At 65.8% G+C, this 26,495-nt stretch carries 14 protein-coding genes; 1 reads left to right on the top strand and 13 read right to left on the bottom strand.

All coding sequences use genetic code 11. From position 1 onward, the window contains the following. Positions 1–79: 79 nt before the first annotated feature. The 12 genes from VGM61_RS18255 to VGM61_RS18200 form a co-directional block, all read right to left on the bottom strand. On the bottom strand, positions 80–1,261 hold the full coding sequence (locus VGM61_RS18255) for a hypothetical protein (RefSeq protein ID WP_331524338.1): 1,182 nt from the start codon (positions 1,259–1,261) through the stop codon (positions 80–82). Then, entirely contained in the window at positions 1,258–2,424 is a 1,167-nt protein-coding gene (locus VGM61_RS18250; protein ID WP_331524337.1) for a glycosyltransferase family 4 protein, read from the bottom strand. The genes VGM61_RS18255 and VGM61_RS18250 overlap by 4 nt, the downstream gene beginning before the upstream one ends. Then, complete coding sequence (locus VGM61_RS18245) at positions 2,421–3,059, bottom strand: polysaccharide deacetylase family protein (protein ID WP_331524336.1); 639 nt, start codon at positions 3,057–3,059, stop codon at positions 2,421–2,423. Before VGM61_RS18245 ends, VGM61_RS18250 begins: the two co-directional genes overlap by 4 nt. Next, a complete protein-coding gene (locus VGM61_RS18240) occupies positions 3,056–4,228 on the bottom strand; it encodes a glycosyltransferase family 4 protein (protein WP_331524335.1) in 1,173 nt (390 codons plus the stop codon). The genes VGM61_RS18245 and VGM61_RS18240 overlap by 4 nt, the downstream gene beginning before the upstream one ends. Continuing rightward, positions 4,225–5,343, bottom strand: coding sequence for a glycosyltransferase (locus VGM61_RS18235; protein ID WP_331524334.1), 1,119 nt, complete (start codon positions 5,341–5,343; stop codon positions 4,225–4,227). Before VGM61_RS18235 ends, VGM61_RS18240 begins: the two co-directional genes overlap by 4 nt. Further along, complete coding sequence (locus VGM61_RS18230; protein WP_331524333.1) at positions 5,340–6,704, bottom strand: phenylacetate--CoA ligase family protein; 1,365 nt, start codon at positions 6,702–6,704, stop codon at positions 5,340–5,342. Before VGM61_RS18230 ends, VGM61_RS18235 begins: the two co-directional genes overlap by 4 nt. After that, positions 6,701–7,960: an O-antigen ligase family protein gene (locus VGM61_RS18225; protein ID WP_331524332.1), complete on the bottom strand. Its 1,260-nt coding sequence runs from the start codon at positions 7,958–7,960 to the stop codon at positions 6,701–6,703. Before VGM61_RS18225 ends, VGM61_RS18230 begins: the two co-directional genes overlap by 4 nt. Continuing rightward, positions 7,948–9,057 carry a polysaccharide deacetylase family protein gene (locus VGM61_RS18220; RefSeq protein ID WP_331524331.1) on the bottom strand — a complete coding sequence of 370 codons (1,110 nt, stop codon included), beginning with the start codon at positions 9,055–9,057 and terminating at the stop codon, positions 7,948–7,950. The genes VGM61_RS18225 and VGM61_RS18220 overlap by 13 nt, the downstream gene beginning before the upstream one ends. Further along, positions 9,051–10,181, bottom strand: coding sequence for a glycosyltransferase family 2 protein (locus tag VGM61_RS18215; RefSeq protein ID WP_331524330.1), 1,131 nt, complete (start codon positions 10,179–10,181; stop codon positions 9,051–9,053). Before VGM61_RS18215 ends, VGM61_RS18220 begins: the two co-directional genes overlap by 7 nt. Before the next feature lie 30 nt (positions 10,182–10,211). Next, positions 10,212–16,277, bottom strand: a complete 6,066-nt coding sequence (locus VGM61_RS18210; RefSeq protein WP_331524329.1) for an amino acid adenylation domain-containing protein — start codon at positions 16,275–16,277, stop codon at positions 10,212–10,214. After that, complete coding sequence (locus tag VGM61_RS18205) at positions 16,274–23,407, bottom strand: amino acid adenylation domain-containing protein (protein WP_331524328.1); 7,134 nt, start codon at positions 23,405–23,407, stop codon at positions 16,274–16,276. Before VGM61_RS18205 ends, VGM61_RS18210 begins: the two co-directional genes overlap by 4 nt. A 164-nt stretch (positions 23,408–23,571) precedes the next feature. Beyond that, positions 23,572–24,282, bottom strand: coding sequence for a hypothetical protein (locus VGM61_RS18200; RefSeq protein WP_331524327.1), 711 nt, complete (start codon positions 24,280–24,282; stop codon positions 23,572–23,574). Between the two features lie 16 nt (positions 24,283–24,298). Here VGM61_RS18200 and VGM61_RS18195 point away from each other — a divergent pair, with 16 nt between their 5' ends. Next, positions 24,299–25,087, top strand: coding sequence for a DnaJ domain-containing protein (locus VGM61_RS18195; RefSeq protein ID WP_331524326.1), 789 nt, complete (start codon positions 24,299–24,301; stop codon positions 25,085–25,087). 7 nt (positions 25,088–25,094) lie between these two features. On the opposite strand, the gene VGM61_RS18190 is transcribed toward VGM61_RS18195, so the two are convergent. Continuing rightward, positions 25,095–26,495, bottom strand: coding sequence for a TIGR03013 family XrtA/PEP-CTERM system glycosyltransferase (locus tag VGM61_RS18190; protein WP_331524324.1), 1,401 nt, complete (start codon positions 26,493–26,495; stop codon positions 25,095–25,097).

Here is a 26,495-nt window from a genome sequence, read left to right as displayed (position 1 = left end):
GGCCAGGGTGCTGAAGGATGCCAGCCACGCCGCCAGGCCCTCGCGGTCGAAGGTGTCGCCGGCATGGCAGATAAGCACGCTACGCATGGTGGTGGATTGGCATGTGGCGTGGCGCGGGCAGTTCGAAATCGCGCCACTGGTGGGGATTGCCCTCCTTGCCCGCTTCGGCGGCCTTGACGATGTTGTACATCTCGCGCGCCGTCACGTAATGCAGGATGTAACGTTTGCCATCGTTGTACTTCGATTCCAGGTGCGCGTGCATGGCGTGCACGGGGTCGCCGAGCAAGGTATCCATGTCCCGTTCCTGGGTGCCATGGGTGTGTACCTTCACGAACACCCAATCGGGTTTTCCCTGCACGTGGATGCCGGTATCCACCCACGCATCCACGCGTGAAGGCGCCGGTGGGCAGGCGCGGCGCACGTCGGAATTCTCAATGCGGGGAATGAGGCCAAAGCGCCTCTGGCGCCAGTTCAGGCCCAGCGGCCCCTGGATGATCATCAGGTCGCCCGATGGCTTGCCGCCCACGCGCACCGGCACACCGGTGTCATGCGATTTCGGCTTGAGCGGATCGTCGGTAGCGTAGTAGATGGTGTTGATGGTGCGCGTCTGCGTTTCACTGGGCGCGGAGGGAAGGGTGAAGTCGGCATAGCAGCCCAGTTCCCGCAACAGCACCAGTTCGTTGTTGATGCCGCACCAGCGGCCGTCAGCGCGCGAGTTGTCGAGGCACCAGTTGCCGTGGATGAAGGCGAAGCGCAGCTTGCCGGTGACCGGATCGCGCGGCAGCGCGCCATGGCGTTCGTGCAGGAGCTGGTTGAAGCGGTCGATGGTGGCCCGGAAATTCTCAGGCGTGTCGTTGTCGTGGTGCAGGTGGATTTCAAGCTCGCCGAAACCGTCGGCGCACAACCCCGCGATTTTCTCAAGGTGTTCCTCGACGTATTCTTCTTCCGGATAAAAGAAGCTGTGTTGAGGATGGCGTCCGTCGGCGTCCCGGTGCTTTGATGCCATGGCGCGGTAATCGGTGCACCAGCGGTCGACGCGGGCGCGCTGGGTGATCATGTCCACGCGCCCCCAGTTCGGCTCGAAGTGGTCGACGAAGGCAAACATCACGTGGGTGGGGCCACTGCCGCGGGCAGGCTTGCGGCGCCGGATATACGAGCCCAGCCATATCTGCATGTTGCGCGCCCGGATCGCCCATGCCACGGCGAGCAAGGCCATCAGGGCTACAGCGGCCGCTAACGCCGGGATCATCATGGCGATCATGCTGGCGTCCGCCCGTTGACGAGGCTCAACAGTTGCTCGGCGTTGTTACGCCATTGCCGCTCGCGCTGGATGTAGCTGCGCGCCGCCTCGCCGACACGGCGCCGTTCGTCTTCGCGGGCCGCCAGTTCCAGTACGCGCTCGACGCAGGCGGCGGTCTCTCCCCGCGGGAACAGCCAGCCGGTGGCGCCGTCGCCGATGACTTCCGCTACCGGTGCGTAATCCGGAGCCACCACGGCTACGCCCATGCCCATGAATTCGAAGAGCTTCATCGGTGATCCGTAAAGATTGGAATCGGGCAGTACGGCGTAGTCCATGCAGGCGATCCAACTGGCGATCTCGTCATGGGGAACGCGGCCGGGCAGCAGCACGCGGTCGGCAAGGCCGCGGCCGGCAACGAGCGCGCGCACGGCAGGAAGTGTTTTGCCATCGCCCACGAATACCAGTGCCAGGTCCGGTACTTCCGCCAGGCGCGCGGCGATCGCCTCGACGAAGCCGTCCACGCCATGCCAGTGGGCGAAGACGCCGATATGGCCGCAGACGATACGCTGGTCCAGGCCCCGTGCATGGCGCAGTGCCTGTCGATCGAAGCGAGCGGGATCGAAACGGGCCAGGTCCGCGGCGTTGGGCGAGATCACCGAAGGTGCGATATCGCCATGTGCCTTGATCGCCTGGTCGCGGAAGTAGCTTGAGATGAACACCAGGCCCGTGGCGTTTCGCAGGCACCAGCCTTCGATGCGGCGCGCCAGCGATTTCAGTTTCAGCGGCCGCACGCGGTGGACCAGCGCCGAGTCGTTGATTTCCAGCACCAACGGGATGTTCCGGCGCCGTGCCATCCAGACCGTGGCGCACAGGAACAGCGAATAGCGCTCGTAGATCAGCGCCGGTGCGTTCGCGGCGATGGCACGCGCCATGCGCGGTACGGTGACGAGGTTGTAACCAAGCTCGAGCAGTTCGAACAGAACGCCAGGAAGGTTCGCGACGAACGCCGCCAGCCGTCCCTGCTTGCCTGGCTCGTGTGCCGGTGCCTCATGCTCGGGGTCGGCGCCTGGGAACGACAGCACGCTCACCTGGTGTCCGAGGTCGCGAAGGGCGTGCACGATACCGCGGATATGCACGCCCTCGACGTGGCGCCCGCGGGTGCGGTGGTGGTACAGGATGTTCATGCGTCCACCGGCAGCGGTGCGAAGGTGTAACCGCGTTCGAGCCATGTGGGTATCACATCGGCCAGGGCGTTCGCCGCGGCGCCGCTGTCGTCGTGCATCAGGACAATGTCGCCTGGGCCAGGCGGTGTGTCGAGCAGCCGCGCCACGAGTTCGTCGTGGTCGGGTCGCTGGTAGTCCATGCTGTCATACGACCAGTGCACCAGATTGCGGCGGTTCAGGGCGAAGTGCCATAGCAGGGCGGGGGCCATATGACCGGCGGGCGGTCGCATGCGGTGGGTGGGGCGGCCGGTATGGGGTTGCAGAAGTTCATCGGTCTGGCGGATTTCCTTCAGCCTGCCGGCCTGGGTCATCGGCTTGAATGACCAGTGCGAATAAGAGTGGTTACCCAGCATGTGTCCTTCGGCGGCGATGCGCGCAACGATGGCTCGATGTCGTTCGACCTTCTGGCCGACCACGAAGAAACTTGCCTTGATGCCGTGCTTCGCCAGGAGGTCGAGCAGGCGGGGCGTGTGCTGCGGATTGGGACCGTCGTCGAAGGTGAGGTAGCGGGCGTTACCGTGTCGACGCTGGTGCGTGACCACGACGCTCGAAGGCAGCAGGTCGAGGAAATCCTGCTTGCGCGGTTTCAATGTCATGCCGAGGCCCCTGCGGAAACGGCGTGGATGGGTGGCAACGTGGCCAGGATGGATTCGAGCCGGTCGATGTTGTCGTCCCAGCGGAAATGCGATGCATGCGCGGCGATGGCGGCGGTGTCCCAGTCGCGCCCCAGGGCCTCGAGCAGGGCGCCCGATAGCGCCGGTTGCATGCGTGGTTCCACCAGCATGCCGGCAAGCTCCGGCAATACCTCGGGGATGCCGCCGACGTTGGTGGCAACTACCGGTGTGCCGCAGGCCATGGCTTCGAGCACCACGTTGGGCACGCCTTCGTTGTGGCTTGGCAGGCACAGCACGCTGGCGGCACGGAACCAGTGGGGGAGGTCGGCATGCGCCACGGCGCCGGCGAAGCGCACGTTTTCCTGGCAGCCCAACGCCTGCGCGCGCGCCGCCATCACGGCCTGCTCGCGGCCCTCGCCAACATACATAAGTAACGCGTCGGGCCGCTGGGAAAGCACGGCCGGGAAGGCTTCCAGCAGATCGTTGCAACCCTTGGTGTCCTTGAGGTTCCCCACGAACAGCACCAGCGGCACATCGGGGGGAAGCCCCAGATGCGCCCGCGCCGCATCTCGCTGGCCGGGTCCGAACAGTTCGCTATCCACACCGTTGTAGAGCACGTGGGTGGTGGATGCATCGGCGCCGAGCTCGCGGGCCCGCGCTGCAAGCGCGCCGCTGACCGTGATCACGGCGCCGGCGCCGCGGAGCGCCGAACAGATCTGCCGGCGCCGCATGGCGTGGTTGGCCTGCACGTTGAGATCGCTGCCGTGGAGTTTCACCGCGTAGGGAATACCCAGGTGGCGGGCCAGGACACCCGCGGCCACGGCGTCGGGATAGCCCCAGCTGGCGAGTACAGCGTCGTACCGCGCCTGCCTGATGGCCCGGCCTTTTTGCAACTCCAGGCTTGCCCACCAGCAGAACGCATGCAGCGTGCGGCCGATGCGAGGTGGGTAGAAAAAAGTGAAGTAGTCCGCGCGCACACCCGGTACGCCGGCGAAGGCCTGGCGTTTGCCCATGCGCTGGCGGAAGTCGACCGCGGTGATCACGTCCACTTCGTGCCGTCGGCCGAGGCGTTCGAACTGCTGGCGGTTGAAAGCGCCGCGCAGCGGATCCCAGGGTGTGGGAAAGAGGTTGGTCAATGCCAGGATCTTCATGCCGTGAGGCCGGTACCGCCGTTGTAGAGGCGGGTATAGCGCACGGCCATGGCTTCGAGCGACCCATTCGCCTGCACCCAGGTGCGCGCGGCCTCGCCCAGTCCCCGTGCCTGGCGCGGTTCGCGCAGCATGGCGAGCATGGCGTCACCGAGCCTGGGTGCATTGCCTGCCGGCACCAGGCGGCCGGTCTGGCCGTCGTGCACGATCTCGCGGTTGCCGCCGACGTCAGTGGCAAGGATCGGCAGGCCCGTGGCGCTGGCTTCGAGCAACGCCATGGAATAGCCCTCGCTGGACGAGGACAGCACGAAAAGGTCCAACCCCTGCAGCAGTTCGTGTACATCATCACGGTCGCCCAGGAAGTGCACGCTGCCGGCCACGCCCTCATCGAAGGCCTGCATGCGAAGGTCTTCGCGTAGTTCGCCATCGCCGATCAGTACCAGCGCCGTATCGGGCTTGCGGCGGTGCACGCGGGCGAAGGCGCGGATCAGGTTAACCTGGTCCTTGGCCCAGTTCAGGCGACCGACGGTGCCCACCAGTTGCGTGCGCTGCGGCACGTTGAGCATCCGCGTCAGCCGTTCGTGCATGGAATCCGACGCCGGGGCGAAGGCATCGATACGGATGCCGTTGGTGACCACGCGGGATTTCCTCGGCGGGACGATGCCCCGGGCCACCGCGTCGTTGCGCGCGGCCTCGCAAACGGCCACCACGGCGTTGGTACGCGCCAGTGCCCGGCGGTAAAGCCATTCGCGGCGGGTGGCGTGACGATTTCCGCCCATGCCGTGGCGTGTGTTGATCACCATGCCCATGCGAAGGCCCCACGTGGCCAGCACGGCCTGGTAGTGGGCAACGGCGTTGTGCGTATGCAGGATATCGGTGTCGTGCTCGCGCACATGATGCCGGGCACGCATGAGTGCACGTACGTCCAGGCCGTTGCGCTTGCCGCAGGCATACACCGGGATGTCATGGCGAATGAGTTCGTCGGCCAGTGTCCCCTCCTCGTACAGGCACACCACCTGGCAGGCATGGCCTTGCGCCTGCTGCAGCTTGACCAGCTCCAGCACCATTCGTTCCAGGCCGCCGCGGTTGAGGTTCTCGACGAAGTGCGTGATGTTCATGACGTTGAATCCAGCTCGCAAATGGTCACCCGGTGCTTGCCGCTGGCGGTAAGCGGGATATCCGGGACGAAGTGGCAATCCACCGTCACGCTGTCGCCCAGCACCTTGGCCACTTCGCGGCGGATGTAAGCCACCGAGGCATCTTCGAAACCCTCGCCGCGCACGATGGAAAGGTCCAGGCGTTCAAGTTCACGCTGCACCAGCTGGAAACGCAGCAGCCCGGGCACATCCTTGAGCATGTGCGGGAAGAATTCGCCAGGCAGGCGATGTCCGTTGGCGGTGATGATCGCGTCGAGCACGCGGCCGTCGACGCTATCGAGCATCGGCAGGCAACGGCCACAGGCACACACACGTGTACTCATGGTGGCCATGTCGCCGTTGGCGTAGCGGATGAAGGGGAACCCGTAGTTGAACAGATCAGTCAGCACCACCTCGCCGGAGCAGCCCAGCCGGGTGGCCCGCTCGCCCGATCGCAGTTCCAGCACGAGGTGGTCGGCGTTGACATGCAGGCCTTCGCGCTCCTCGCATTCGCTGGCCACCAGCATGAATTCCCGGCAGCCGTAAGTGTTATAGGCCGGGCAACCGAAGGCCTCCTCGATCACTTCCCGCTGGAATCCATGCAGGGCCTCGGCGCCGCCGATCACCGCGGAAGGGCGCCAGACGGTGCGCTTGTTGTCGATGATCCACCGGGCAAGGCGTACCAGGGGGCCCACATAGCCGACGATCACCTGCGGCCGGTAGCGATCGATCGCCTCGGCGTATTCGTGGAGGTTCGCCTCGGTCATATGGAAGCTGTCGAGGATCTTGCGCGCGAAGGCGGCGTTGTAGAGGCGATCTTTCCACTGCTTGGATCGGGTGGGATCGCCCACCGCGCCGCCCCACAGGTAGAGCGTGCGGCGACCCATGCGCGCGCCTGCCCAGGCGTAGCCGCGCCACATCACCGCGGCGCGGCGGTCATTGCTTTCGCGGGTATAACCAAAGCGCAACGGGTCGCCCGTGGATCCACCGGTGGCCTTGAACAACAACTCCCCGCGCATCGACTCAGCCTGCAGTTCGAGGAAATGGGCGCGGATGTCGTCCTTGCGCAGCACCGGTAGCTGGGCGAAGGCATCCAGGTTGTGCATGCCCCGCGGCGAGAACCCGAGCTTGCGCCACTGCTCGCGATAGTAAGGAACATCGCGTTCGCAATGCTCAAGCAGGCGGCGCAGGCGATCGAGCTGCAATCCGGCCAGTTCATCGGCGGAGAGCCACTGGTCGTGCCGGTAGTCTGCCAGGTGTTCGAGCGTGCGGCGGCCGCGAAGGCCGGCCTCGTAGGCCGGATACAGCACGCGCTGGAAGGCATGTTCGTAGAAGGCGTTCATGTGGTTCGCAACAACACGGCAACAAGGACAAAAAGGGCGGCGATACTGCCCATCGAGATTGGCACCCAGCGCCAGCCCCCGCGAGAGAACTTCAGTTCCGGAAGCTCCGGGAAGCGCTCGCGGGCGCCCAGGTAGGCCCCGGTGGCCATGGCTGCGAAGAAATACAGCACGATCATGTAGCTGCGGCTAAGGAAGAAGGCGCAGGTGAACAGGCCCAGTAGCGCCAACAGCATGGCCAGGGCGGCCACGCGCTCATCGTGCCACCGGCGTGCGAGCGTCGCATCGCCGCCAGCGTCGAACTTGTGGCGCAGGATGTTGGAGAGCATCCAGAACGTGTAGCCGACGAAGGCCAGCCACAGCACGAAGCCGACAAAGCCGGTCTCGGCCAGCACCAGTACGAAGGAATTGTGCGCGGTGAGGTCGTTGTACTCGGTAAAGTTGCCCGCGCCCACGCCGAAAGTCGGATGCGACATGAACATATGCAGCCCCGAGTACCAGGCGTCCACGCGGCCGGAAGCGGATTCCTCTTCCGCATCGAGCTCGCCCATGCGCGAGGACACCAGCTTCAGGCAGGCCAGCCCCACGACGCCGAGCACACCGGCCGTGACGACGCCGCGCCGGTACCAGACATAGCATCCGCCCACCACCAGCACCGCCAGCATCGCGCCACGGGAATTGGTCAGGTACACGCCATAGAGGATGAGCACTAGCCCGGAAAGCCAGAACAGCTTGCCTATGAACCTCGAGCGCATCGCCAGGTAGGCAGCCAGCGGTACGGTGGCGGCGAACAACAGGCCCAGGTCGTTCGGGTCGTTGAAGATGCCCACGTACTGGATGCGGCCGTCTTCGCCGATGGGAATGCCGGTCCAGCCCATGCCGGTTTTCACCTGGCCCACCCCATGCATGGCCAGCACCATCGAACAGATCACGAGGGTTGCCATGGTGATGGTGAGACGGCGCGGCGAAGTGCACGCGGTGGCCAGGATGTAGAACGCGATCACTGTCGGTCCGAACTTGGCCAGTTCGTCGATCGCGCCCCCGCTCCAGCCATTGGTAACCTGGGAGATCATCAGCACCACCATGAAGGCGGGCAGGATGAAGAATTGCGGGGCGGCGAAATTCTTCTTGCCGATGGCCCAGGCGCCGAAGGCCAGCATGAGCACCGCCGGCAGCAGCGGCACGCCCTGGAGCCCCGTCATGTAGTCCTGGGGACGAATGACGGTAAGAACCACGTAAAGGAGGATCAGGACGAACATGCGGGCTCGGCCTCGCGTTCGATCTCCCGGTGTTGCGTGGGATAGCTCATCAGGCTCGGCAATGCCAGCATCGCTGCGAACCAGCCCGGGCCCATGTTGCGCTCCACCGGCAGGCGGCGCAGGGCGTAACGATTGGATGCGGGATTCGGATTGCTGCCGCAGATATAGCAACATGCCGCGTCGAAACCAGCTTCCCGGGTGGCGTCCATCACCATGCGATCGAAGGCGCGATCGCCTCCTACGGGGTAGGACATCACCATGGTGTCGGCGCCGATCTCCCGGTCGAGCGTGGCCTTCGATTCGCGGATCTCGCGCACCATGGCATCGGGAGTCATTTTGGCCAGCATGCGGTGGTGAACGCCGTGCGATCCGATCTCAAGTCCGGCCGCCGCCATCTGCCGCAGCTGGTCCCAGGTCATCGGCCGGCAGTCGTCGGGTGTGTGGTCGCAGGGCAGGTTCCACTCACATCCGAGCCGCGCGATCAGCGCTTCCTGCGCGAAGGCATCGATATTCTTCATCTGCAAAAGCACATCCCCGCCCAGCTCACGGCGCTGGGCGCGCCCGGCGGGCATGGGCACGTCGATCCCAAGCTCCGGCAAGTCAAGCCGCGAGGCGTCGGTGAGCAGGATCATGTGCATCAGCCAGTCGTACCCGAACGGCGCGCCGGTATCGATATGGCCGGTAGAGACGAAGAACGTCGCCGGTATGCCGAGGTCTTTCAGGATGGGATAGGCGTAGCGGTAGTTGTCGTCGTAACCGTCGTCGAAGGTGATGGCAACCGCATGGGGTGGCAGCGAATGACCGGCATCCATCGCCGCCACCACATCGGTCAGGCGCATCGGCCGGAAGTGGCGTTTGATGCGCGACATCTGTTCGTGGAACCGCTCAGGCGTGGCGCTGATGAGTTCCAGGTCGAATTCGTAGGTGTCCGGATCGGGAAGCGGCATGATCCGGTGATAGGCCAGGATGCGCAGTTCTTTCTGCAGCATGGCGCGCACGCGTTGCAGCGGCGGAAGCAGGCCGCTTGAGTAACACATCTCACCGATCCTGCCGCGGATGCCGGCTGCCCGGCCGTCGCCTTCCATCTGGCTTACCATAGATGCAATCCCCGTTTCCGGGCGAAGGCAAAAAGTGCCTGCGCCGCGAATAGATTGAGGTAATAAAACGCCAGCGCCAATCGCACGGGCAGCCATCGGCCAAATGGCGGAAGCAGCTTGCCCGCGGCCACCATCAACGCCGCGGCCACCAGTCCTGAGAACATCAGTGCGTACAAGGGGCTGCGCGTGAAGAGCGCCGCCGTGGCCACGGTCAAAAGCAGCACCAGCCAGGGCGCAGCCAGGCGAAGCAGCTTGTGGCTGACGAAACGGAACCACAACGGGTTGCGCCACGGTGATAATAGCCATGGCGCCAATTGCGCCAGTTGGTAGTTCCCGGCGAGGGTGCGGATCTTGCGACGGCTCTCAGCGATCGGCTCTTGCGACGGTTGGTCCCACGCCAACGCCTTTGGTTCGAACACCACGCGATAACCGTGGGCCGCCACTTGCATCGGCACCAGCACGTCGTCGAGCACCGTGCCCTGGGGCAGGCCTTCCCAAAGATCGCGCCGCATGGCGTAGATTGCCCCGCTGACGCCGATCGTGGAGCCGGATTGGCTTTCCGACTGGCGGATCAGTTTCTCGTAGCGCCAGTAGGCGTCGACGCCCTTGGCAAAGCCTGTGCGCACGTTTTCAAGATGCAGCTCGCCGCCCACGGCACCGACACGGCCGTCGGCGAGGTTGGCGACCAGTTCGCGAAGCGCCATGGGGGAGAGTTTCTGGCGCACATCGGTAAGCAGCAGCACGTCGCCGGTGGCCGCGGCCACGGCATCGTTCAGGCAGGCGGCCTTGCCGCGGCGCACGTCGAATTTCAGCAGCCTTACGCGGGGATCGCGGCAATGCCGCACCAGAGCCGGGGTGACATCCGTGCAGCCATCGCAGGCCACGATGATCTCCACCAGGTGCGCCGGATAGTCCAGGGCCGCGAGGTTCCGCAGCTTGCCGCGGATATAGCGGTTGCCGTCATGCACGGCGATCACCACCGATACCGTGGGTGTGACCGGCTGCTTGCGAACAGGTTGTGGATGCACACGGGCCTGCATCCATACCAGTAGCGGATAGCCGACGAAAATATGCGCCAGCAGGAAGAGGCTGCCCCAGCAGGCGAGCCAGGCAAGCGTTGTCATATGGGCGTCCCCCCGACGCGCGTTGTCATGTCAGCGAAGGCCAAGCAGGCCAAGCAGCCCGCCGCGCGACGATTTCGCGGGCTTCGCCGTCGGTGGCGGCGCCGCCGCGATCTCCGCGGCAAGCGTCCCCAACGTGCCATTGGCGATGTCCAGCAGGTTCAGCCGGACACCGGTTTCCTGCTGCACGCGCGTGGCCATGTCCACCGCGAGAAGCGAGTGGCCGCCAACATCGAAGAAGTTGTCGCCCGTACGCACGCTATCGAGCGATAGCAGGGACTTCCAGATTGCCGCCAGCTTTTCTTCGGCCGGGTTCATTGGCGCGCCCGGCGCCGCTGTGTTGATCGGTGCCCGCCACGCCTGTTCCTGCATCGGCCCGGTTACCTGAAGCTGACCGCCAGGCAGGCGCCGACCGCGGAAGCCGGTACGTACCAGCCCAGGCGGCGCCGGATGCGCGCTGCCGCGCTGGCCAAATGGCGTGCTGCGCAAGGTGCCACCGATGGCGACCTCACCCAGTGCTCCGGTGGGGCGTGGCAGATCGTCCGGACCGAGTACCTGGATGTTGGCATGGGCCAGTGGAAGGCCAGCGTGAGCACCATCGACCGGGTTCTCCACCTTGCCCGCGGCAGCCACAGGCGCGATGGCGGTGATACCGAAGAGCGTCCACAAGGCCTGGCAGCGCTCGCCTATCTGGCGCGCGATTTCCGGCGCCAGGCTGCCGCCGGTGCACACCGCGTTGAGATCGCCCTGGCCTTTCCAGCCTCCCGCCTGAAGCGCGGCCCAGGCCTGGGCCGGGGCGAAGAGGTAATCCGGACGCCGGCTGACGACCAATTGACGAAGGTCTTCGTTGTCCGTGGTGAGGATCAGCTCCGCGCCACTGGCCAACGGCAGCAGGTGCTGGGCGATGGCCTTCGGCGAAGAGGGCCGGGCCGTGACCAGGGCCCGGCTGGCCGGTGGCATGGCGAAGGTGGCGGCAAGGTCGCCCAGCATCTGGCCCAGCGCCCGCTGACTGATGCCCACCGCCTCTGGATAGGCATCGTGTCCATGAGGATAGCCCGCGATCGCGATGTCATCGGCCGCAGGTGCCGCGGCAGGCGCGTCGGCGCTGGCGGCCACCAGTTCAAGGTTGTCCACGTCGAACCACAGCGCGCGCTCGCGCGACCACTGCAGGGGCGCCTGGAGCGTACTGTCACCCACCAGTACCGTGACACCACTGTCAGCGATGCGGTCAGCCAGGGCGGCCAGGCCATCGGCCGGGTCCAGCAGCACGCAGGTGATGCCGGTCTTCAGGCAGGCGATCAACGCAGCGACGCGGTTGATCCCCGGTTCTACCGCCAGGCCCACCACCGTACGCGCGGTGCCGGCCCGCTTGCGCAGGCAATGGGCGATGCGGTTGGCGCGGCCATCGAGTTCGGCGTAGCCGATCGACCAGCTTTGGGAAGTGAGCGCGGTGGCATCGGGCGTCCGGTCCACGCGCGCCTGGAACATGGCGGCGAAGGTCGCCGCGGTGTCCTGCGTGCTGTCATTGGACGCAATGGCTTGCACGGCCGCATCGGCACCATTGAGCTGGGACAGCGTTTGCGTCGGGTCGTGGTCGACCCGCGACATCAGCTCAAGGTAGCGGTCGCGCAACATGCGCGCGGTGTCCCCCTGCAGGATGTCCGCGTTGTACGTGACGCCGCCTACCATGCCGCCGGCGCCTTCCAGGAACCAAAGCCCGAGATCCTCGGTGGCTCCGCTTTGGAACAGGAGGATCTGCTCGTGGGCCAGGCCGCCCCAGTCGATGTTGCGTCCACGGGCGTCCTGGAAGGAGAACAGTGCCTGGTAGAGCACGGCGGCCTGGCCGTTGCCCACTTTCAGTTCCCGCTGCAGGTATTCCAGTGGGACGTCGGGGTAGCCGAAACTATCGATCGCCACTTCACGTACATGGCGAACGAACTCCACGAAAGAGAGGTCCTCATCCACGTTCACGTGCAGGGGAAGCAGGTTGTTGAAATAACCCATCACCGATTCAACTTCAGTGTGGTTGCGGCCGCGCACCGGCGTGCCGATCACCAGTTCCCGCTGGCCCGTCATGCCCGACAGCAGCACGTAGTACAGCGCCAGCAGCGTCATGTTCAGCGTGGCATCGGCCTTGCGTGCCACTTCGTGCATGGCGTCGGTGGTCTGGCGCGTGATGCGGATCCACTCGGTACGGCCCAGGCCCGACATGCCTGGGCGGCGCGGGTAGTCGGTAGGCAGCGCAGTGATGCCCTGCATATTTGCAAGGCGATCTTTCCAGTAGGCAAGCTGCAACTTGAACTGCGGACCTTCCAGCCAGCGCGCATGCCACTGGGCGAAGTCGCCGTAGCTGATGGTGAGCGCCGGCAGTACCGGCTCGGTACCTTCGGCGAACGAGCGGTACAGGTGGGAAAGCTCGTTGTACATGATGTCGAACGACCAGCCGTCCCAGATAATGTGGTGCGGCATGAAGAAGAACACGTGTTCATCATTGGCCAGGCGGAACATGCTGGCGCTGAACAGCGGGCCCTGGCGCAGGTCGAAGGGGGTGTCGGTGAATTTCTGCAGGCGCTGCATCAGCACCTCTTCGCGCTCGTCGTCGGGTAGCCCGGAGAGATCCTCGGCGGGGAACAGTTTTATCTGCACCGTCCTTGCCACCACCTGCTCGACGGTATCGTCGATGCGGTGGAAAGACGTGCGCATCGACGACTGGCGTGCGATGAGCGCGGCAAAGGCGCGTTCGAAGGCTGCTTCGTCCAGCTTTCCGCGCAGACGGTGGGCGGAGGGCGCGTTGTAGGTCACCCGCCCCGGCTGCAGTTCCTCCAGTGCGTACAGGCGCTGCTGCATCAGCGATAGCGGCGCGCGATCTTGCTGGAGTTGGGCTACCAGCGGCTCGGCCGCCAGGGCCTGGCCACCGTCGCGCTGTTTGGCCACGGCCAGCGCCAGTTCGGCGATGGTCGGTGCATCGAACAGCGTACGGAACGACAGCGCCACGCTGAATTCGCGATTGAGGCGAGCCGTCAGCTGTGCGGCCAGCAGGGAATGGCCGCCCAACGCAAAGAAATTGTCGCGCACATCCAGCGAGGGAAGGGCAAGGATCGCCTCCATCGCCGCCGCCACGCGGCGTTCGTCCTCGTTGCGAGGCGCCAGCCGCTCGGTATCGGCGGCCACTGAGCGTACGGTGGGTGCCGGCAGGGCCTTGCGGTCGATCTTGCCGTTGGGCAGCAGGGGGATCGACGGCATGTCGATGATGTGCTGCGGCACCATGTAGTCGGGAAGGCGGGATTTCATCCGCGCCACCAGCGCTTCTTCATCGAAGGCGGCGCCGTCGCGGGTAACCACGTACGCTACCAGCCGCACGTCGCCCGGGCGGTCTTCGCGGGCGATCACCACCGCACGCGCCACGGCCGGCGCATCGGCCAGCACGTTCTCGATCTCGCCAGGCTCAATGCGATAACCGCGTACCTTCACCTGGAAATCCAGGCGGCCGAGGTGTTCGAGTTGCCCGTTGGCCAGCCACCGGCCACGGTCGCCCGTGCGGTACATCGTGGCGCCGGAATCGACACTGGAGGAATCGGGAATAAACCGATCGGCGGTGAGTTCGGGGCGATCGAGGTATCCCAGGGTGACACCGGCGCCGCCGATCACGATCTCACCTGGCACGCCCAGGGGACACGGCACGCCATGCGCATCGAGCACGTGCACCTGGGTGTTGGCGATTGGGGTGCCAATCCAGATGCCTTCGCGGGGCGCGGCAACCTTCCACCAGGTCGACCACACGGTGGTCTCGGTGGGGCCGTAGGCGTTGAACACCTGCCCGCAACGCGAAAGCAGCGCTTCGGCCAGGTCCAGTGCAAGCGGCTCACCGCCGGTGATGGCACGGAAGTCGAGGCTGCCGTGCCATCCGGCTTCGATCAGCACGCGCCAGCCCGCCGGCGTGGCCTGCATCAGGGTGGCCTGGGTATCTTCCACCAGTGCGCGCAACGCTGCGCCATCACGCACGTCCTCGGCACCGGCCAGCACCACCGTGGCGCCGACGCACAGCGGAAGCATCAGCTCCAGGAAAGCAATGTCGAAGGAAAGCGTGGTCACCGCCACCAGGCGGTCATCCGCCCCAATGCCGGTGAGTTCCTGCATCGAGGCCAGGAAATTCGACGTGGGCCGGTGTGGTACGCGCACGCCCTTGGGCCTGCCGGTGGAGCCGGAGGTGAAGATCACATACGCGATCGAATCCGGTGTCGCGGCAGACTGGTCGCGTGGCAGGCGCGTGCCATCGAGTGCTTCCAGGAGGGCAGCGTCGCGGGCGAGGGACAACACCCGGGCCTCCTCCAGGGCGATGCCCGCGGGGGGCGTGTCGTCGGCAATCAGTGCGGCAAGTTTTGCATCCTCGGCCATGAAACCCAGCCGCTCGGCGGGGAACAGCGGATCCATCGGCACGTAGCCGGCTCCGGATTTCATCACGCCAAGGAGGGCGGCAAGCATGTCCGGCCCGCGGCCAAGGCAGATACCTACCAGGTCGCCGCGGCCCACGCCGCGCTGGCGCAGCGCGCGCGCGATTCGGTTGGAGCGGGCTTCCAGTTCACCGTAGCGAAGCATCGTCTTGCCATGGCGCACGGCAACGCGATCAGGTGACTGGTCGACGGAAAGCTCGAAGTGCTCGTGGGCAAGGCGCTGGCGCGGGAACGGCGTGGCCGGAGGTTGCAGGGCGGCAATCGATTCGCGTGCGGCGGCGGAAAGCAGGTCCAGTGCGCCGGCAGGCGTAGTGGCATCGGCCACGGCGCTTCGCAGCAAGGTCTCGTACGCATCCAGCCAGCCACGGATGGTTTCCCCGCGAAACAGCTGGCTGTTGTACTGGCATTCCAGGCGCAGGCCGCCGTCAACCTGCACGGCGTTGATGAACAGCTCGAAATTCTCGAACGCGCGGGGAACGCCGGCAAATTCGAACGACAGGCCCGGGAAGGTCACCGTGGACTCATCCAGTGCCTGGTCCAGGTTGAACAGCACGCTCACCAGCGGCAGGCGCGAAGGATCGCGCGGCAGGGCCAGGTGGGCGAGCAGGCTACCCAGGGTGTATTGCTGGTGTTCGAAGGCATCGAGCAGGTCGCCGCGTACCTGCGCCAGGACACCCTCGAACGGCGTGGCCGGATCAGGCGAGCAGCTCAGTGGCAGCACGTTCACACAGTGACCCACCAGCGCATGGTGGCCACCCGCCGCCTGTCCGGCAGTTGGGATGCCGATCACTACGTCGTCCTGTCCGGCCAGCCGCTGCAGCAGGATGCCGAAACTGGCGAGCAGCGTGGCATAGAGGCTGGCACCGCGCTTCGCACCGAGCGCACGGATGGCCGATACAAGTTCGCGGTCGATGGCGTGGTCTTCCCGCAGCGAGGAAAAACCGCGCTGGCGCGGCCGCGCGCGGTCGGTGGGGAGGTCCAGCGAAGGCGCCCCGCTGGCGAACCGCTCCACCCAATAACGTTCATCGGCCGGATCGCCGCCCGATGCCTGGGCGCGGGCAAAATCGCTGAAGGCCTCGGCATCGCCGGGCGACGGCGCCTGGCCGGTGGCTTCGGCGTACAACGCGGCCAGGTCGTTCACCACCACGCCGAACGACCACCCATCGCAGATCACGTGATGGGCGGTAAGCACCAGCACATGCTCCTCGGTAGCCAGCCGCAGCAACTGCGCGCGCAGCAGAGGCCCATGTTCGAGGTCGAAGGGGACGGTGACCACGCGGGCCAGTACGGCCGTGACCTCCGCTTCCCGGGCGGCTTCGTCCAGATTCGAAAAATCATCGAGCGGACACGCCAGGCCAAGCGCATCGACGATGAGCATCTCCTGGCCGTCGGCGCTGATGGTGGCGCGGAACGACTCGTGGCGATCGACCAGGCGTTGCAGGGCAGCCTGCAGTGCGGCGACGTTCAGCGCGCCGCGCAGGCGCAATGATATCGCCTCGTTGTAGGCCAGCGATGCCTCAGGTTCCAGCGAGGCGGCCAGCCAGATCTCACGCTGTGGCGCAGTGGTGGGGGCAACCTTCGAAAGCGCTGCCTGGGCGAACGGGTCGTACTCGACCGCCGTGGTGGCGATGATGTCCTGCGCACTCATGCACTCACCCTCATGTACTTGCCCGGTGCCTCGGGGTTAGGCACGAACCAAGCGGGATTGCCCTTCTCATCCTTGCCCAGGCGGGCACCGGCGACGGGCGGGTTGTCAGCATCGAGCGAACGCACGTCGATGCGCCGCGGCAGGAATTCAGCCTCCTGCAGTTCCAGCACCGATTCGCGGAAGGCCGTGGCGATGGTGGCGAAGTCGCTGGCCGAATGCGCCGTGGTGAAAAAGCACGGGAAGTTGTCCAGCACGTGGATGCCACGGCTGCGCATCATGGCGAAGAGCAGATCCTGCAGCGGGTGCTCCTCCATGAAGTTCACCTTCCACACCGAGGCGAAATGGGTGAGCTTGATCGGCGCGCCAACCGCGGTGCAGAAGGCGTTGAGTTCGTCGATCATCGCCGTGGTGCGGCCGTTCAGGCCCTTTTGCAGCTCGCCACCTTCTTCGGCCAGGTGGGTGAGTACCGCGTGGGCGGCAGCCAGGGCCAGCGGGTGGCGGACGAAGGTGCCGGCGAAGTAGGTCACGCCGACCGTCGGAATCGAGGCATCGCCAAACTGCCAGCCACCGCCGTCCAGTGCGTCCATGAACTTGCGCTTGCCGGCAATCACGCCGATCGGGAAGCCGCCACCGACAACCTTGCCGTAGGATGCAAGGTCGGCATCGATACCCAACACGGATTGAGCACCACGCGGGTGCGAGCGGAAGCCCGTCACCACTTCGTCGAAGATCAACAGCGCGCCGGCATCGGCGGTGATGGCGCGCAGTTCCTGCAGGAATTCACGCGGCTGGAAATCGGGACGGCGGCTTTGCACCGGCTCTACCAATACCGCGGCGATGGAGGAGGCCCGTTCGCGGATGATCGCCAATGACTCGGGTGTGCCGTAGTCGAGCACCAGCACGTTTTCCGAAGTGTTCTTCAGGATGCCCGGCGCGGCCGGTACCGAGCGAAGCTTCTTGGTGCCGCGCACGATCACTTCGTCGAAGATGCCGTGGTAGGAACCGGTGAAGATCACCAGGGTGTCGCGGCCGGTGACAGTACGGGCGATGCGGACGGTGCCCATGACCGCTTCGGAACCGGTATTGCATAGTGCCGCGCGGTCGAAACCGGTGAGTTCGCACACCTGCTTGGCCACGACACCAGCCAGCGGGTGCTGCGGACCGATCTCGTAGCCTTCGTCCAGCTGCTTGCGCACCGCGTCGACCACGAAGTCCGGCTGCCAGCCGAACAGGTTCATGCCGAAGCCATTGAGGGCATCGACATATTCGTTGCCGTCCAGGTCCCATACCCGTGAGCCTTTGGATTTACCCACCACCACCTGGTAGATGATCTCCTTCAACAAGGGACGGAAGCCGTTGACCACGCGCGGGTCGGCCAGGTGATCGCGATGTTCCTGGGTGTACGCCTTGGATGCCTTGGTGCGTTCGATGTAGCGGCGGGTGAAGGCTTCCAGGCGCGCGCGCTGGCGCGCGGTGAGTTCGGTGTGGCCTGAGTGGATCCGGGCGATGGCGCCGAAGGCCTTCTTGACGTCGTAGCTTGTGTGGGCGAGCGCGGCCTCTTCGTCCTGGCCGTCGTTGGCGGCCGGGGCGGGGGTATTCAACATCGCAGCCGAAGCGGCACTCGCGGCGGGTGCCGCAGCGGCTTGTACGGGCGCGGTGGCCACCGGCGCCGCGGCTACGACCGCCGGGGCCGCCATCGGTGCACCGGCGAGCAGGGCCAATTGCTGCTGCATGATGGCCATCTGTTGGGCAATCACGTCCTGCACCAGGTTGCCGCTGGCTGCGGCTGGCATCGATGCCGCGGACATCGCCATCGCGGCGGCTGGCCCAGTGACGCTGGCGGTGGGCGCGGCGGCTGCCGCTGCGACGGCGGGCGCGGCTTCCGGTGGCAGCAGGCGGTCGATGTGCCTGGCCAGGCTGTCGAAGGTCGGGCACGACTCCATCAGTTCGCGGAAGGTGATCTTCAGCGCAAAGGTTTTCTGCAGTTGCAATGCCACCTGCGTCAGGGACAGTGAGTCCAGACCCAGTTCCATGAAGCTTGATGTCGGATCCACGTCGTCCATGTCGGCGCCGGAGACGTCCTCGAACAGGGCGGTGAGCTGGCCGATAAGGCGGCTGGCGCGACCGGGCGAGGTGTTCGGCTGCGAATTCTGGACAGACATGACGGGCTCCGGGAGGGCAATCGGGGCGGGAACGAGAATGGCGGCCGGGATGGACGCAGCCTCAAGGGAAGTGCGAAGCGCAGGGATGGCATCCACCCAGTGGCGCTTGCGTTCGAAGGGATAGGTGGGAAGACGGATGCGCTGTTTGCACGCGCGCGTATCAAGGCTGGCGATGTCCAGGAACACGCCGGCGGCCCATAGCGAGCCGGCAGCATCCAGCCACGCTGCCTGTTCGCCGGCGGGTGTGTCGCCAAGGCTGGCTACGACAACACGGCCCCGGGCAGCTTTCTGCATGCGCGTGAGTGAACCCAGGGTGCCGCGGGGACCTGCATCGACGAAGACGAGGCCCGGTTCCTCCAGCAGGCTTGCCACGGCGCTTGAGAAGCGCACCGTGCCGCGCAGGTGGCGCGTCCAGTAGTCGGCCGAGATTGCCTCCGCGTCGGTGAGGGTGTCGCCGGTCAGGGTGGAAACCATGCGGATCGATGGCGTCGCAAGGCGGATCGCCGCCACTTCGGCGGCGAAGGGACCGAGCGCCGGATCCATCATCGATGAGTGGAAAGCGTGGGAGGTATGCAGGGCGCGGCAAGCCACGCCGTCGGCCTCAAGCCGCGATTGCAGTTGGGCGATGGCATCGGCAGGTCCCGACACCACGCAAGCGGTGGGGGCATTTTCCGCTGCCAGCGACAGAGCCGGCGACAGCATCCGTTCGAGATCGGCCGCGGCCATCTTCACCGACAGCATGTTGCCGGCGGGTAGCGCTTGCATCATGCGGCCCCGGCGGGCTACCAGGCGTGCGCCGTCCTCCAGGCTCATCACCCCTGCCAGGACCGCGGCGGTGAATTCCCCGACGCTATGGCCGAGCATGGCCACAGGCTTGATGCCGCGCGCCATCCAGGCGCGGCCCAGGGCATATTCGATGGCGAAGGTTGCCGGCTGGGTCAGGCCCGTTTCCCGCAGCGCATCGACATCATCGGCGAACATGCGTTCGCGCAGGTCGAAGCCCAGTTCTTCCTGCAGCGCCTGTGCACAGGCATCGAGGGCGTCGCGGAAGGCGGCATCGGTGGCATGCAGGGCCCGGCCCATGCCCGCGTACTGCGAGCCCTGACCCGGGAACATGAGAACGATGCCTGGTTCCTGGGCCGCCGCTTTGCGGAACGTCGCCGCGGCAAGCCGCTCGACGGCTTCCGTGGCGTCGGCCGCCACCACGTGGGTACGGTGGGCGAACACTTTGCGTCCAACGGCCAGGGTATGCGCGGCATCGGCGAGATTTATCGCAGGATCCATCGCCAGATGGTCACCAAGGTTCAGCACGGCGGCCTGTAGCGCAGCCTCGCTTCGTGCTGAAAGCACCAGCAACTGCGGGCCTTCAGCCTGTGTAGAGGCCTCGCGGGCCGGCGCTTCCTCCAGGATGGCATGGGCGTTGGTACCGCCTACGCCGAAGGAACTGACACCTGCGCGGAGCACGCCATCGCAGGTCCATTCGCGCAGCGCACCGTTGACGACGAAAGGTGAGCCCTCAAGGCCCAGCCGCGGATTGTTCGCGGTAAAATGCAATGACGGCGGGAGCTGGCGCGTGGCTAGCGACAGTGCCGTCTTGATGACCCCGGCAGCACCGGCAGCCATCACCAGGTGGCCGACGTTGGATTTGAGCGATCCGATGGCGCAGAAAGCGGCGTCTTTCGTGTACCGGCGGTAAGCGCGCGACAAGCCTTCGATTTCTATCGGGTCGCCAAGCGGCGTGGCCGTGCCATGTGTCTCGACGTAGGAGATCGAGCGCGCATCGACGCCTGCGACGTCCAGCGCCCGCGTAATGACCGCGGCCTGGCCGGCGGCACTTGGTGCGGTGAAACTTGCCTTGATGCCGCCATCGTTGTTTACCGCGCCACCGCGCATCACCGCGATGATCGGATCGCCGTCACGCAGGGCGTCGGCCAGTCGCTTGAGCAGCACCACGGCCGATCCATCACTGAACACCGTGCCCTGGGCACCGATGTCGAAACTTCGCGTATGGCCGTCGGGCGAAAGCATGGAGCCTTCCTGCGCCACGTAGCCGCTGCGCGGAGGGCAGGCGATCGATGAGCCGCCGGCCAGCGCCATATCGCAATGGCCCAGGCGTAACGCATCAAACGCCTGGCAGATCGCCACCAGCGAGGTAGAGCAGGCGGTGTTCAGGCTCACCGCCGGGCCATTGAGGTTGAGCTTGTGCGCCACGCGCGTGGCGATGTAATCCTTCTCGTTGGCCAGCATCACCTGGAACGCGCCGAGCTTGTCGATGAGGTCCGGGCGATGGGCGAGGTGTTTCTGGAAATAAGTGGCATTGTGCATGCCGGCGAATACGCCGACCGTGCCGCCGGCGTTGTCGGGCACGTGGCCGGCGCGCTCCAGGCATTCCCAGCACAGCTCGAGGAAAACACGCTGCTGCGGGTCGGTGAGTTCGGCTTCGCGCGGCGACATGCCGAAGAAGCCGGCGTCGAAGTCTTCCACACCGTCAATGATGCCGCGCGCGGCCACGTAGCTCGGCTCGTTGATGTCGGCATCGCTGATGGCCGGATCCAGCTCACCGGGGCCGAAAAAGGTGATCGACTCGCGGCCTTCGCAGAGATTCTCCCAGAAGGCCTCGACATTGCGCGCGCCGGGGAAACGGCCGGCCATGGCGATGATGGCGATGGGCTCGGCAAGCGCTGCACCGGCACTGGTTACCGGTGGGATTGCTTGCGCCACCACGCCATCGATCAACGCTCCAAGGGCGGCTGGCGTGGGCTCACCGAAGAAGTCGACGATGCTCGGCCGGGTGGAAAGCTCTGCGTGGACCCGCGCCAGAGTCTTTACCGCCAGCAGGGAATTACCACCTAGGTCGAAGAAGTGGTCGTTGCGGCCAACGCTTTCGATGCCCAGGATTTCCGCGAAGATCGCGCAAAGCCTGGCTTCCGTCTGGCCATTGGCGGGCATGTAGTCGTCGGCAAGTTCCGGCCGGCCGGCATCGGGTGCGGGCAGGGCGCGGCGGTCGAGCTTGCCGTTGGCCGTGATCGGCAAGGCATCCAGCCGCATCCAGGCCGAGGGCAGCATGAAGTCGGGGAGGGTTTCGGCCAGCGAAGCGCGCAGGCTGCGCGCATCCGCGGACGGTTTCGATGCCACATAGTAGGCCACCAGGCGCTTCTGGCCGCGATCATCCATCGGCACCACGGCGCAGGCGCGAACGCCATCCAGGCGCAGCAACGCAGCTTCGATTTCGCCTACTTCGATGCGATAGCCACGGATCTTCACCTGGCCGTCGGCGCGGCCGATGAATTCGATGCTGCCATCGGCGAGCCAGCGCACCAGGTCGCCAGTCCGGTACAAGCGGCCGCTGCCCGGGCCCTGCGTATCGGGAACGAAACGCTCGGCGGTGAGCTCGGGCCTGGCCAGATAACCGCGGGCAACGCCTGCACCGCCGATATACAGTTCACCGATCGCACCCACCGGCAGCATCTGGCCACGCGCGCCAAGCACGTAGAGCGTGGTGTCGGCGATCGGCCGGCCGATGGGAATGGAGGCAACGGTATCGGCAAGATCACGCGGGATGCGCCAGGTGGTGGCGAAGGTGGTGCACTCGGTGGGGCCGTAGCCATTGATCAGCACGATCTCGTCGAGCGCGGCGTAGGCCTTGCGGATATGGTTCGGCGACAGCGCTTCGCCACCGGTCAGGAGTTGCCCCAGTCCGCGCAGGTGCGTGGGGTCTTCATCGACCACTGCGTTGAAGAGGGCTGCCGTCAGCCAGGCGATCCTGGCATCGTGATGGCGAATGGTGGCGGCCAGGCCCGCGCCGGTAGGAATCTTCTCCGGGTGCACGATCACTGTGCCTGCGTTCAGCAGTGCGCCCCAGATCTCCAGGGTCGAGGCATCGAAGCCGAGGGGCGCGGCGTGCAACATGCGCGGCGCCATGCCGAAGTCGACGTAATCCACGCCGCGTACCAGGCGGATGATCCCGCGATGGGGAATTTCCACGCCCTTGGGCGTTCCGGTGGAGCCTGAGGTGTACATCACATAAGCCAGCGCGTTGCCGAACACCACGGGTGTCGGCAGCAGTTCGCCTTCGAACAGGCCCGCCAGCGAAACCACTGGCGCGTCGGCCCCCGCCAGCGGCTCACTGCCCTCGGCACGCACGATCAACGCCGCTTTGGCATCGTTGGCGACGAAGGCAAGGCGGCCGGCGGGCTGCAGGGGGTCGAGTGGCAGGTAGGCGGCACCGGCCTTGAGTACGCCCAGCAATGCCACGATGGCATCGGCGGAGCGATCCATCAGCAGCGCCACACACTGCCCCACGCCCACACCGCGGGCGATGAGCGCGCCCGCCACGCGGTTGGCCTGGTCGTCAAGCTCGGCGTAGGTGATGGCGCGGTCGCTTTCCTCGATGGCGATGGACGCTGCGTGTTCGCGTGCTATCCGTGAGAACAGGCCGTGGACGGTATCGGTAACCTGGCGGGCCACGGTGGTCCGGTTCCACTGGCCCAGCATCAGGGCGCGCTCGGCCGGATCGACGATGTCCAACGCCTCCGGCGCAACATCGCTGGCGCTGAGTTCGCGCAAGGCGTGCACGGTGGCCCGTGCCATGATCAGTGCGGCCTCGTCGCCGAAGGGAGCGCGGTAGTCCACACGCAGCTGATCACCGTGAAGTGTCCATATGCTTGATGCATCACGGGTGGACTGGCCATCAGCTACCGACCAGGCTCCCGATGCGTCGTCGCCGGCTTCGCCCGAGGACAGGCCGTCGGCACCGGTGAGCGCGGCATCCACCGCCGCCAGGGCGCGACGGAGCTGCGTCGTGGCGGACCACCCGGGTCGGGCCGATGCGTCGTCGATGGCGGTGACCACGACCGGGTCGAGGGTGAGTTCAAGATGCGAGGGCGCTGCACCCAGGGCGGCGGGAGGCAGTACGTCGAACAGGGGCGACGTCAATTCGGTCGCTGGCGCGGTGGTTGTGGTTGGCACCTTGGTCATCCCCTCTCGCGCGTGCGGCATGCAGCCTAGTGTCGAGGGCGCGCACGCGGGCTTCCATATGCAGTTCAGTCGTCAAACGGCATGGCCGTAAGGAGTAGGTTGCGATGCCGGTAACGTTGCCGCGACGGCGCGGGACATCATCTAGGCCGTATGGGCTAGTGCGCGCGGGCTACCGAAGGCGGTGCGTCCGGCGTGCCCGGCAATGCCTGGAAGGCAATCAGCCAGAGAATGGCGCCCTGCACCGGCGCGCCGGTCCAGGTAACGCTGTAGGTGCCGGCGGTGTCCACGCTGCGCGAGGCCACGGCACACTGCACGCCGCTTTCGTCGGGAAGCTTCAGGAAACTGTCGACGATGGCGAAACCATCGCCAGGCTCGGCGGTCATGCGCTTGACCCCGCCGTCGCCCCACCAGAAGGCCACCAGCAAGGCAGGCCCGGTCGTGGTTACCTTGCCGCTGGTCAGCTGCAAGGCAGGTTCGGCGTAGGTCTGGGCGATGTCCTTCACCACGCCACCGCGGATTTCCATGAAGGGCACTGAAATTTCGCCTTTCGGTTCGCCGCGTTTGGCGAAGGTCACCTTGTGGCCCTGGCCGCCCTTGGCCCCAGTGACGATATAGCTGGACACATTGAACCGGTCGTAGCCGTTGCCGAAGGCGACGGCGCGCTGCAGTGATTTGAAACGATTTCCGTAATTGTCACTGGGTGTGTCTGCGTTGCTGGCATAGCCGCCGTTCATTACCAGCAGGGTGCTGCCCGGCTCGGTGTCGATCGGGTCGGTGGTGGTGGGGCTGGCACCCAGGCCTTCGCCGTGGGCGAGCAGGGTGTGTGCACCGAGTACGGGTGCGGCATGCAGCGGCGAGGCGATCATGGTGGAGCACCCCAGGATGAGAAAAGCCAGCAAACACCTTGCGCTGGCGTTGAGCATGCGCGACGCTAGCGCCCGCGGGCGGGGCATGGGCATGGACGCATGGACGTCGTGGCACCTGCCACCGGACCGCATGGGAGCTGGCTTGGCCGTCGAGACCGATTTCCTCGCGTTGTATCGCCAGCTTGGCTTGTCGCCGGGATGCAAGCTCGCCGACTTCAAACAGGCGTACCGCCGCCACGTTTCCGTCCTGCATCCGGATCGCAATGACGCGGCCGCACCGGAAGACCACGAACGCTTCGGTCGCCTGGTTATCCAGTACAACGCGGCCATGGATTTCCACCGCAGGCATGGCCGGCTGCCCGGCGCACCCGTTGGTGCGCGCTCGGCGTCGACCGACACCTCACCGGCAGAGCCTGTCGCACCCAGTCCGCTGCCGCCGCGCCGTGAGCGCGTCACGCATACGCCCCGCCCGATGTTGCTGGCGATCGTGGCGCTGGTGGTGATCGCACTGATCGCGTGGGGCGTGGGGCCGATCGATTCGACACCGGGGGGCGATACCAGGACGCCACCGCTAGCCGCGGCCGAGACGTCCGAGCCCGCCGTGCCGGCACCGCAGTTGGCGGTGGGCATGACACAGGAAGACGTACGCTCGATCGAGGGCGACCCCACCGCCGTACACGGTGATCGCTGGGAATATGGACCATCATGGGTGCGTTTCGAGCGGGACCAGCTGGTGGACTGGTACAGCTCGCCCTTCCATTCACTCAAGGCGGCCAGCACCCGGCCGCACGGTGAGCCCGACTGAGCCATCGTCAGCGCGCGCCGCGGCCGAACAGCACGATCTCGAACGTCTCTACCAGGATCACCAGGTCAAGGAACAAGTTGTGGTTCTTGACATAGAAAAGATCGTACTTGAGCTTTTCGGCGGCATCTTCTTCCGAGGCGCCGTACGGGTACGAAAGCTGCGCCCAACCGGCAAGTCCGGGCTTCAGCGAGTGCCGCAGACCGTAATAGCGGATCTTGATGGCGAGGTCGGCCACGAACTGCGGACGTTCCGGGCGTGGCCCGACAATGCTCATTTCACCCTTGAGCACGTTCCACAACTGCGGCAGTTCGTCGAAACGCAGCTTGCGGCAGACGCGCCCGACGCGGGTGACGCGGTCATCATTCTTGGTGGCCCAGCGCGCCACGCCGTCCATCTCGGCGTCCGTGCGCATGCTGCGGAACTTGTACAGCCAGAACGTGCGGCCGTGTTCGCCAACGCGTTCCTGCCGATAAAGAATGGGCTGTCCCTTGCCCGACTCCAGGCGGATGGCCAGGGCGGTAAGCAGCATCAACGGCCACAGTACAAGGATCATCCCGGTGGCCATCACCACATCGAAGCCGCGCTTGAGCAGCAGGTTCAGCGGCGTGGCGTTGAACCCGCCTGAAAACACCAGCCACGACGGGTCGAGCAGGTTCAGCTGCACGCGGCCGGATTCCCGTTCAACGAAGGTGGTGAGGTCGGTCACCGTCACGCCCGCCTGGCGGCAGTCAAGCAGGTCATCCATCGGCAGGTTGCCGCGGCGGTCGTCCACGCCCACCACGATCTCATCCACCTGCTGGCGTCGGCATAGCTCGCGCAGCGAACCAGTGCGATGCAGGATGTAGTCGTCGGGCACCACGCTTTCCTCATGACAGCCACGGATGTAGCCGACTACGAAAAACCCGCGGCGATCGGCGCGGCGGCGCATGCGGTTGTGGATCTGCCCGGCGCGCTGGCCGGCACCCAGGATCAGCACACGGCGCTTGAAGGCGTCCACTTCCACCAGACGCATGAACAGGGTGCGGAAAGCCGCCAGTAGTACGAAGCCGATCAGCAACGCCATGCCGAGTACACCGCGACCGAGGTAGGCCTGCGGTAGCAGGTAGAACACCACTACCAGCGCCAGGCCGCCCATGCCGAAGCCAAGTGCCTGGCGTGCGACCAGACCGATCCAGCTGCTGCGAAGGTGCGCGCGGTATTGGCCCAGCGCCGCCATGGTGACGAACACGACGCCGGCGAACAGGAGCGATCGCTGCGGCAGCGCCGTGGCGTAGGTCGCAAGATCGTCCGGGCTCAGGAAGAAGCGCAGGTAGGTGGCCAGGTTCAACGCGGCCGCCAGCAGGAGGAATTCGCTGACACCCAGGAGCAGGAGCCAACGTACGAATTGCTGTCGCAGGAAACGAAGCAT

Source organism: Pinirhizobacter sp. (assembly GCF_036499745.1).
GTDB lineage: Bacteria > Pseudomonadota > Gammaproteobacteria > Xanthomonadales > Rhodanobacteraceae > Pinirhizobacter.
This window is presented reverse-complemented; position numbering and strand designations above follow the sequence as displayed.

Coding starts and splice junctions, on each gene's coding strand:
- VGM61_RS18200 (WP_331524327.1), bottom strand. CDS start 24,282: ATGATCGCCTCGCCGCTGCATGCCGCACCCGTACTCGGTGCACACACC.
- VGM61_RS18220 (WP_331524331.1), bottom strand. CDS start 9,057: ATGGTAAGCCAGATGGAAGGCGACGGCCGGGCAGCCGGCATCCGCGGC.
- VGM61_RS18235 (WP_331524334.1), bottom strand. CDS start 5,343: ATGAACATCACGCACTTCGTCGAGAACCTCAACCGCGGCGGCCTGGAA.
- VGM61_RS18190 (WP_331524324.1), bottom strand. CDS start 26,495: ATGCTTCGTTTCCTGCGACAGCAATTCGTACGTTGGCTCCTGCTCCTG.
- VGM61_RS18215 (WP_331524330.1), bottom strand. CDS start 10,181: ATGACAACGCTTGCCTGGCTCGCCTGCTGGGGCAGCCTCTTCCTGCTG.
- VGM61_RS18255 (WP_331524338.1), bottom strand. CDS start 1,261: ATGATCGCCATGATGATCCCGGCGTTAGCGGCCGCTGTAGCCCTGATG.
- VGM61_RS18210 (WP_331524329.1), bottom strand. CDS start 16,277: ATGAGTGCGCAGGACATCATCGCCACCACGGCGGTCGAGTACGACCCG.
- VGM61_RS18225 (WP_331524332.1), bottom strand. CDS start 7,960: ATGTTCGTCCTGATCCTCCTTTACGTGGTTCTTACCGTCATTCGTCCC.
- VGM61_RS18195 (WP_331524326.1), top strand. CDS start 24,299: ATGAGAAAAGCCAGCAAACACCTTGCGCTGGCGTTGAGCATGCGCGAC.
- VGM61_RS18240 (WP_331524335.1), bottom strand. CDS start 4,228: ATGAAGATCCTGGCATTGACCAACCTCTTTCCCACACCCTGGGATCCG.
- VGM61_RS18230 (WP_331524333.1), bottom strand. CDS start 6,704: ATGAACGCCTTCTACGAACATGCCTTCCAGCGCGTGCTGTATCCGGCC.
- VGM61_RS18245 (WP_331524336.1), bottom strand. CDS start 3,059: ATGACATTGAAACCGCGCAAGCAGGATTTCCTCGACCTGCTGCCTTCG.
- VGM61_RS18250 (WP_331524337.1), bottom strand. CDS start 2,424: ATGAACATCCTGTACCACCACCGCACCCGCGGGCGCCACGTCGAGGGC.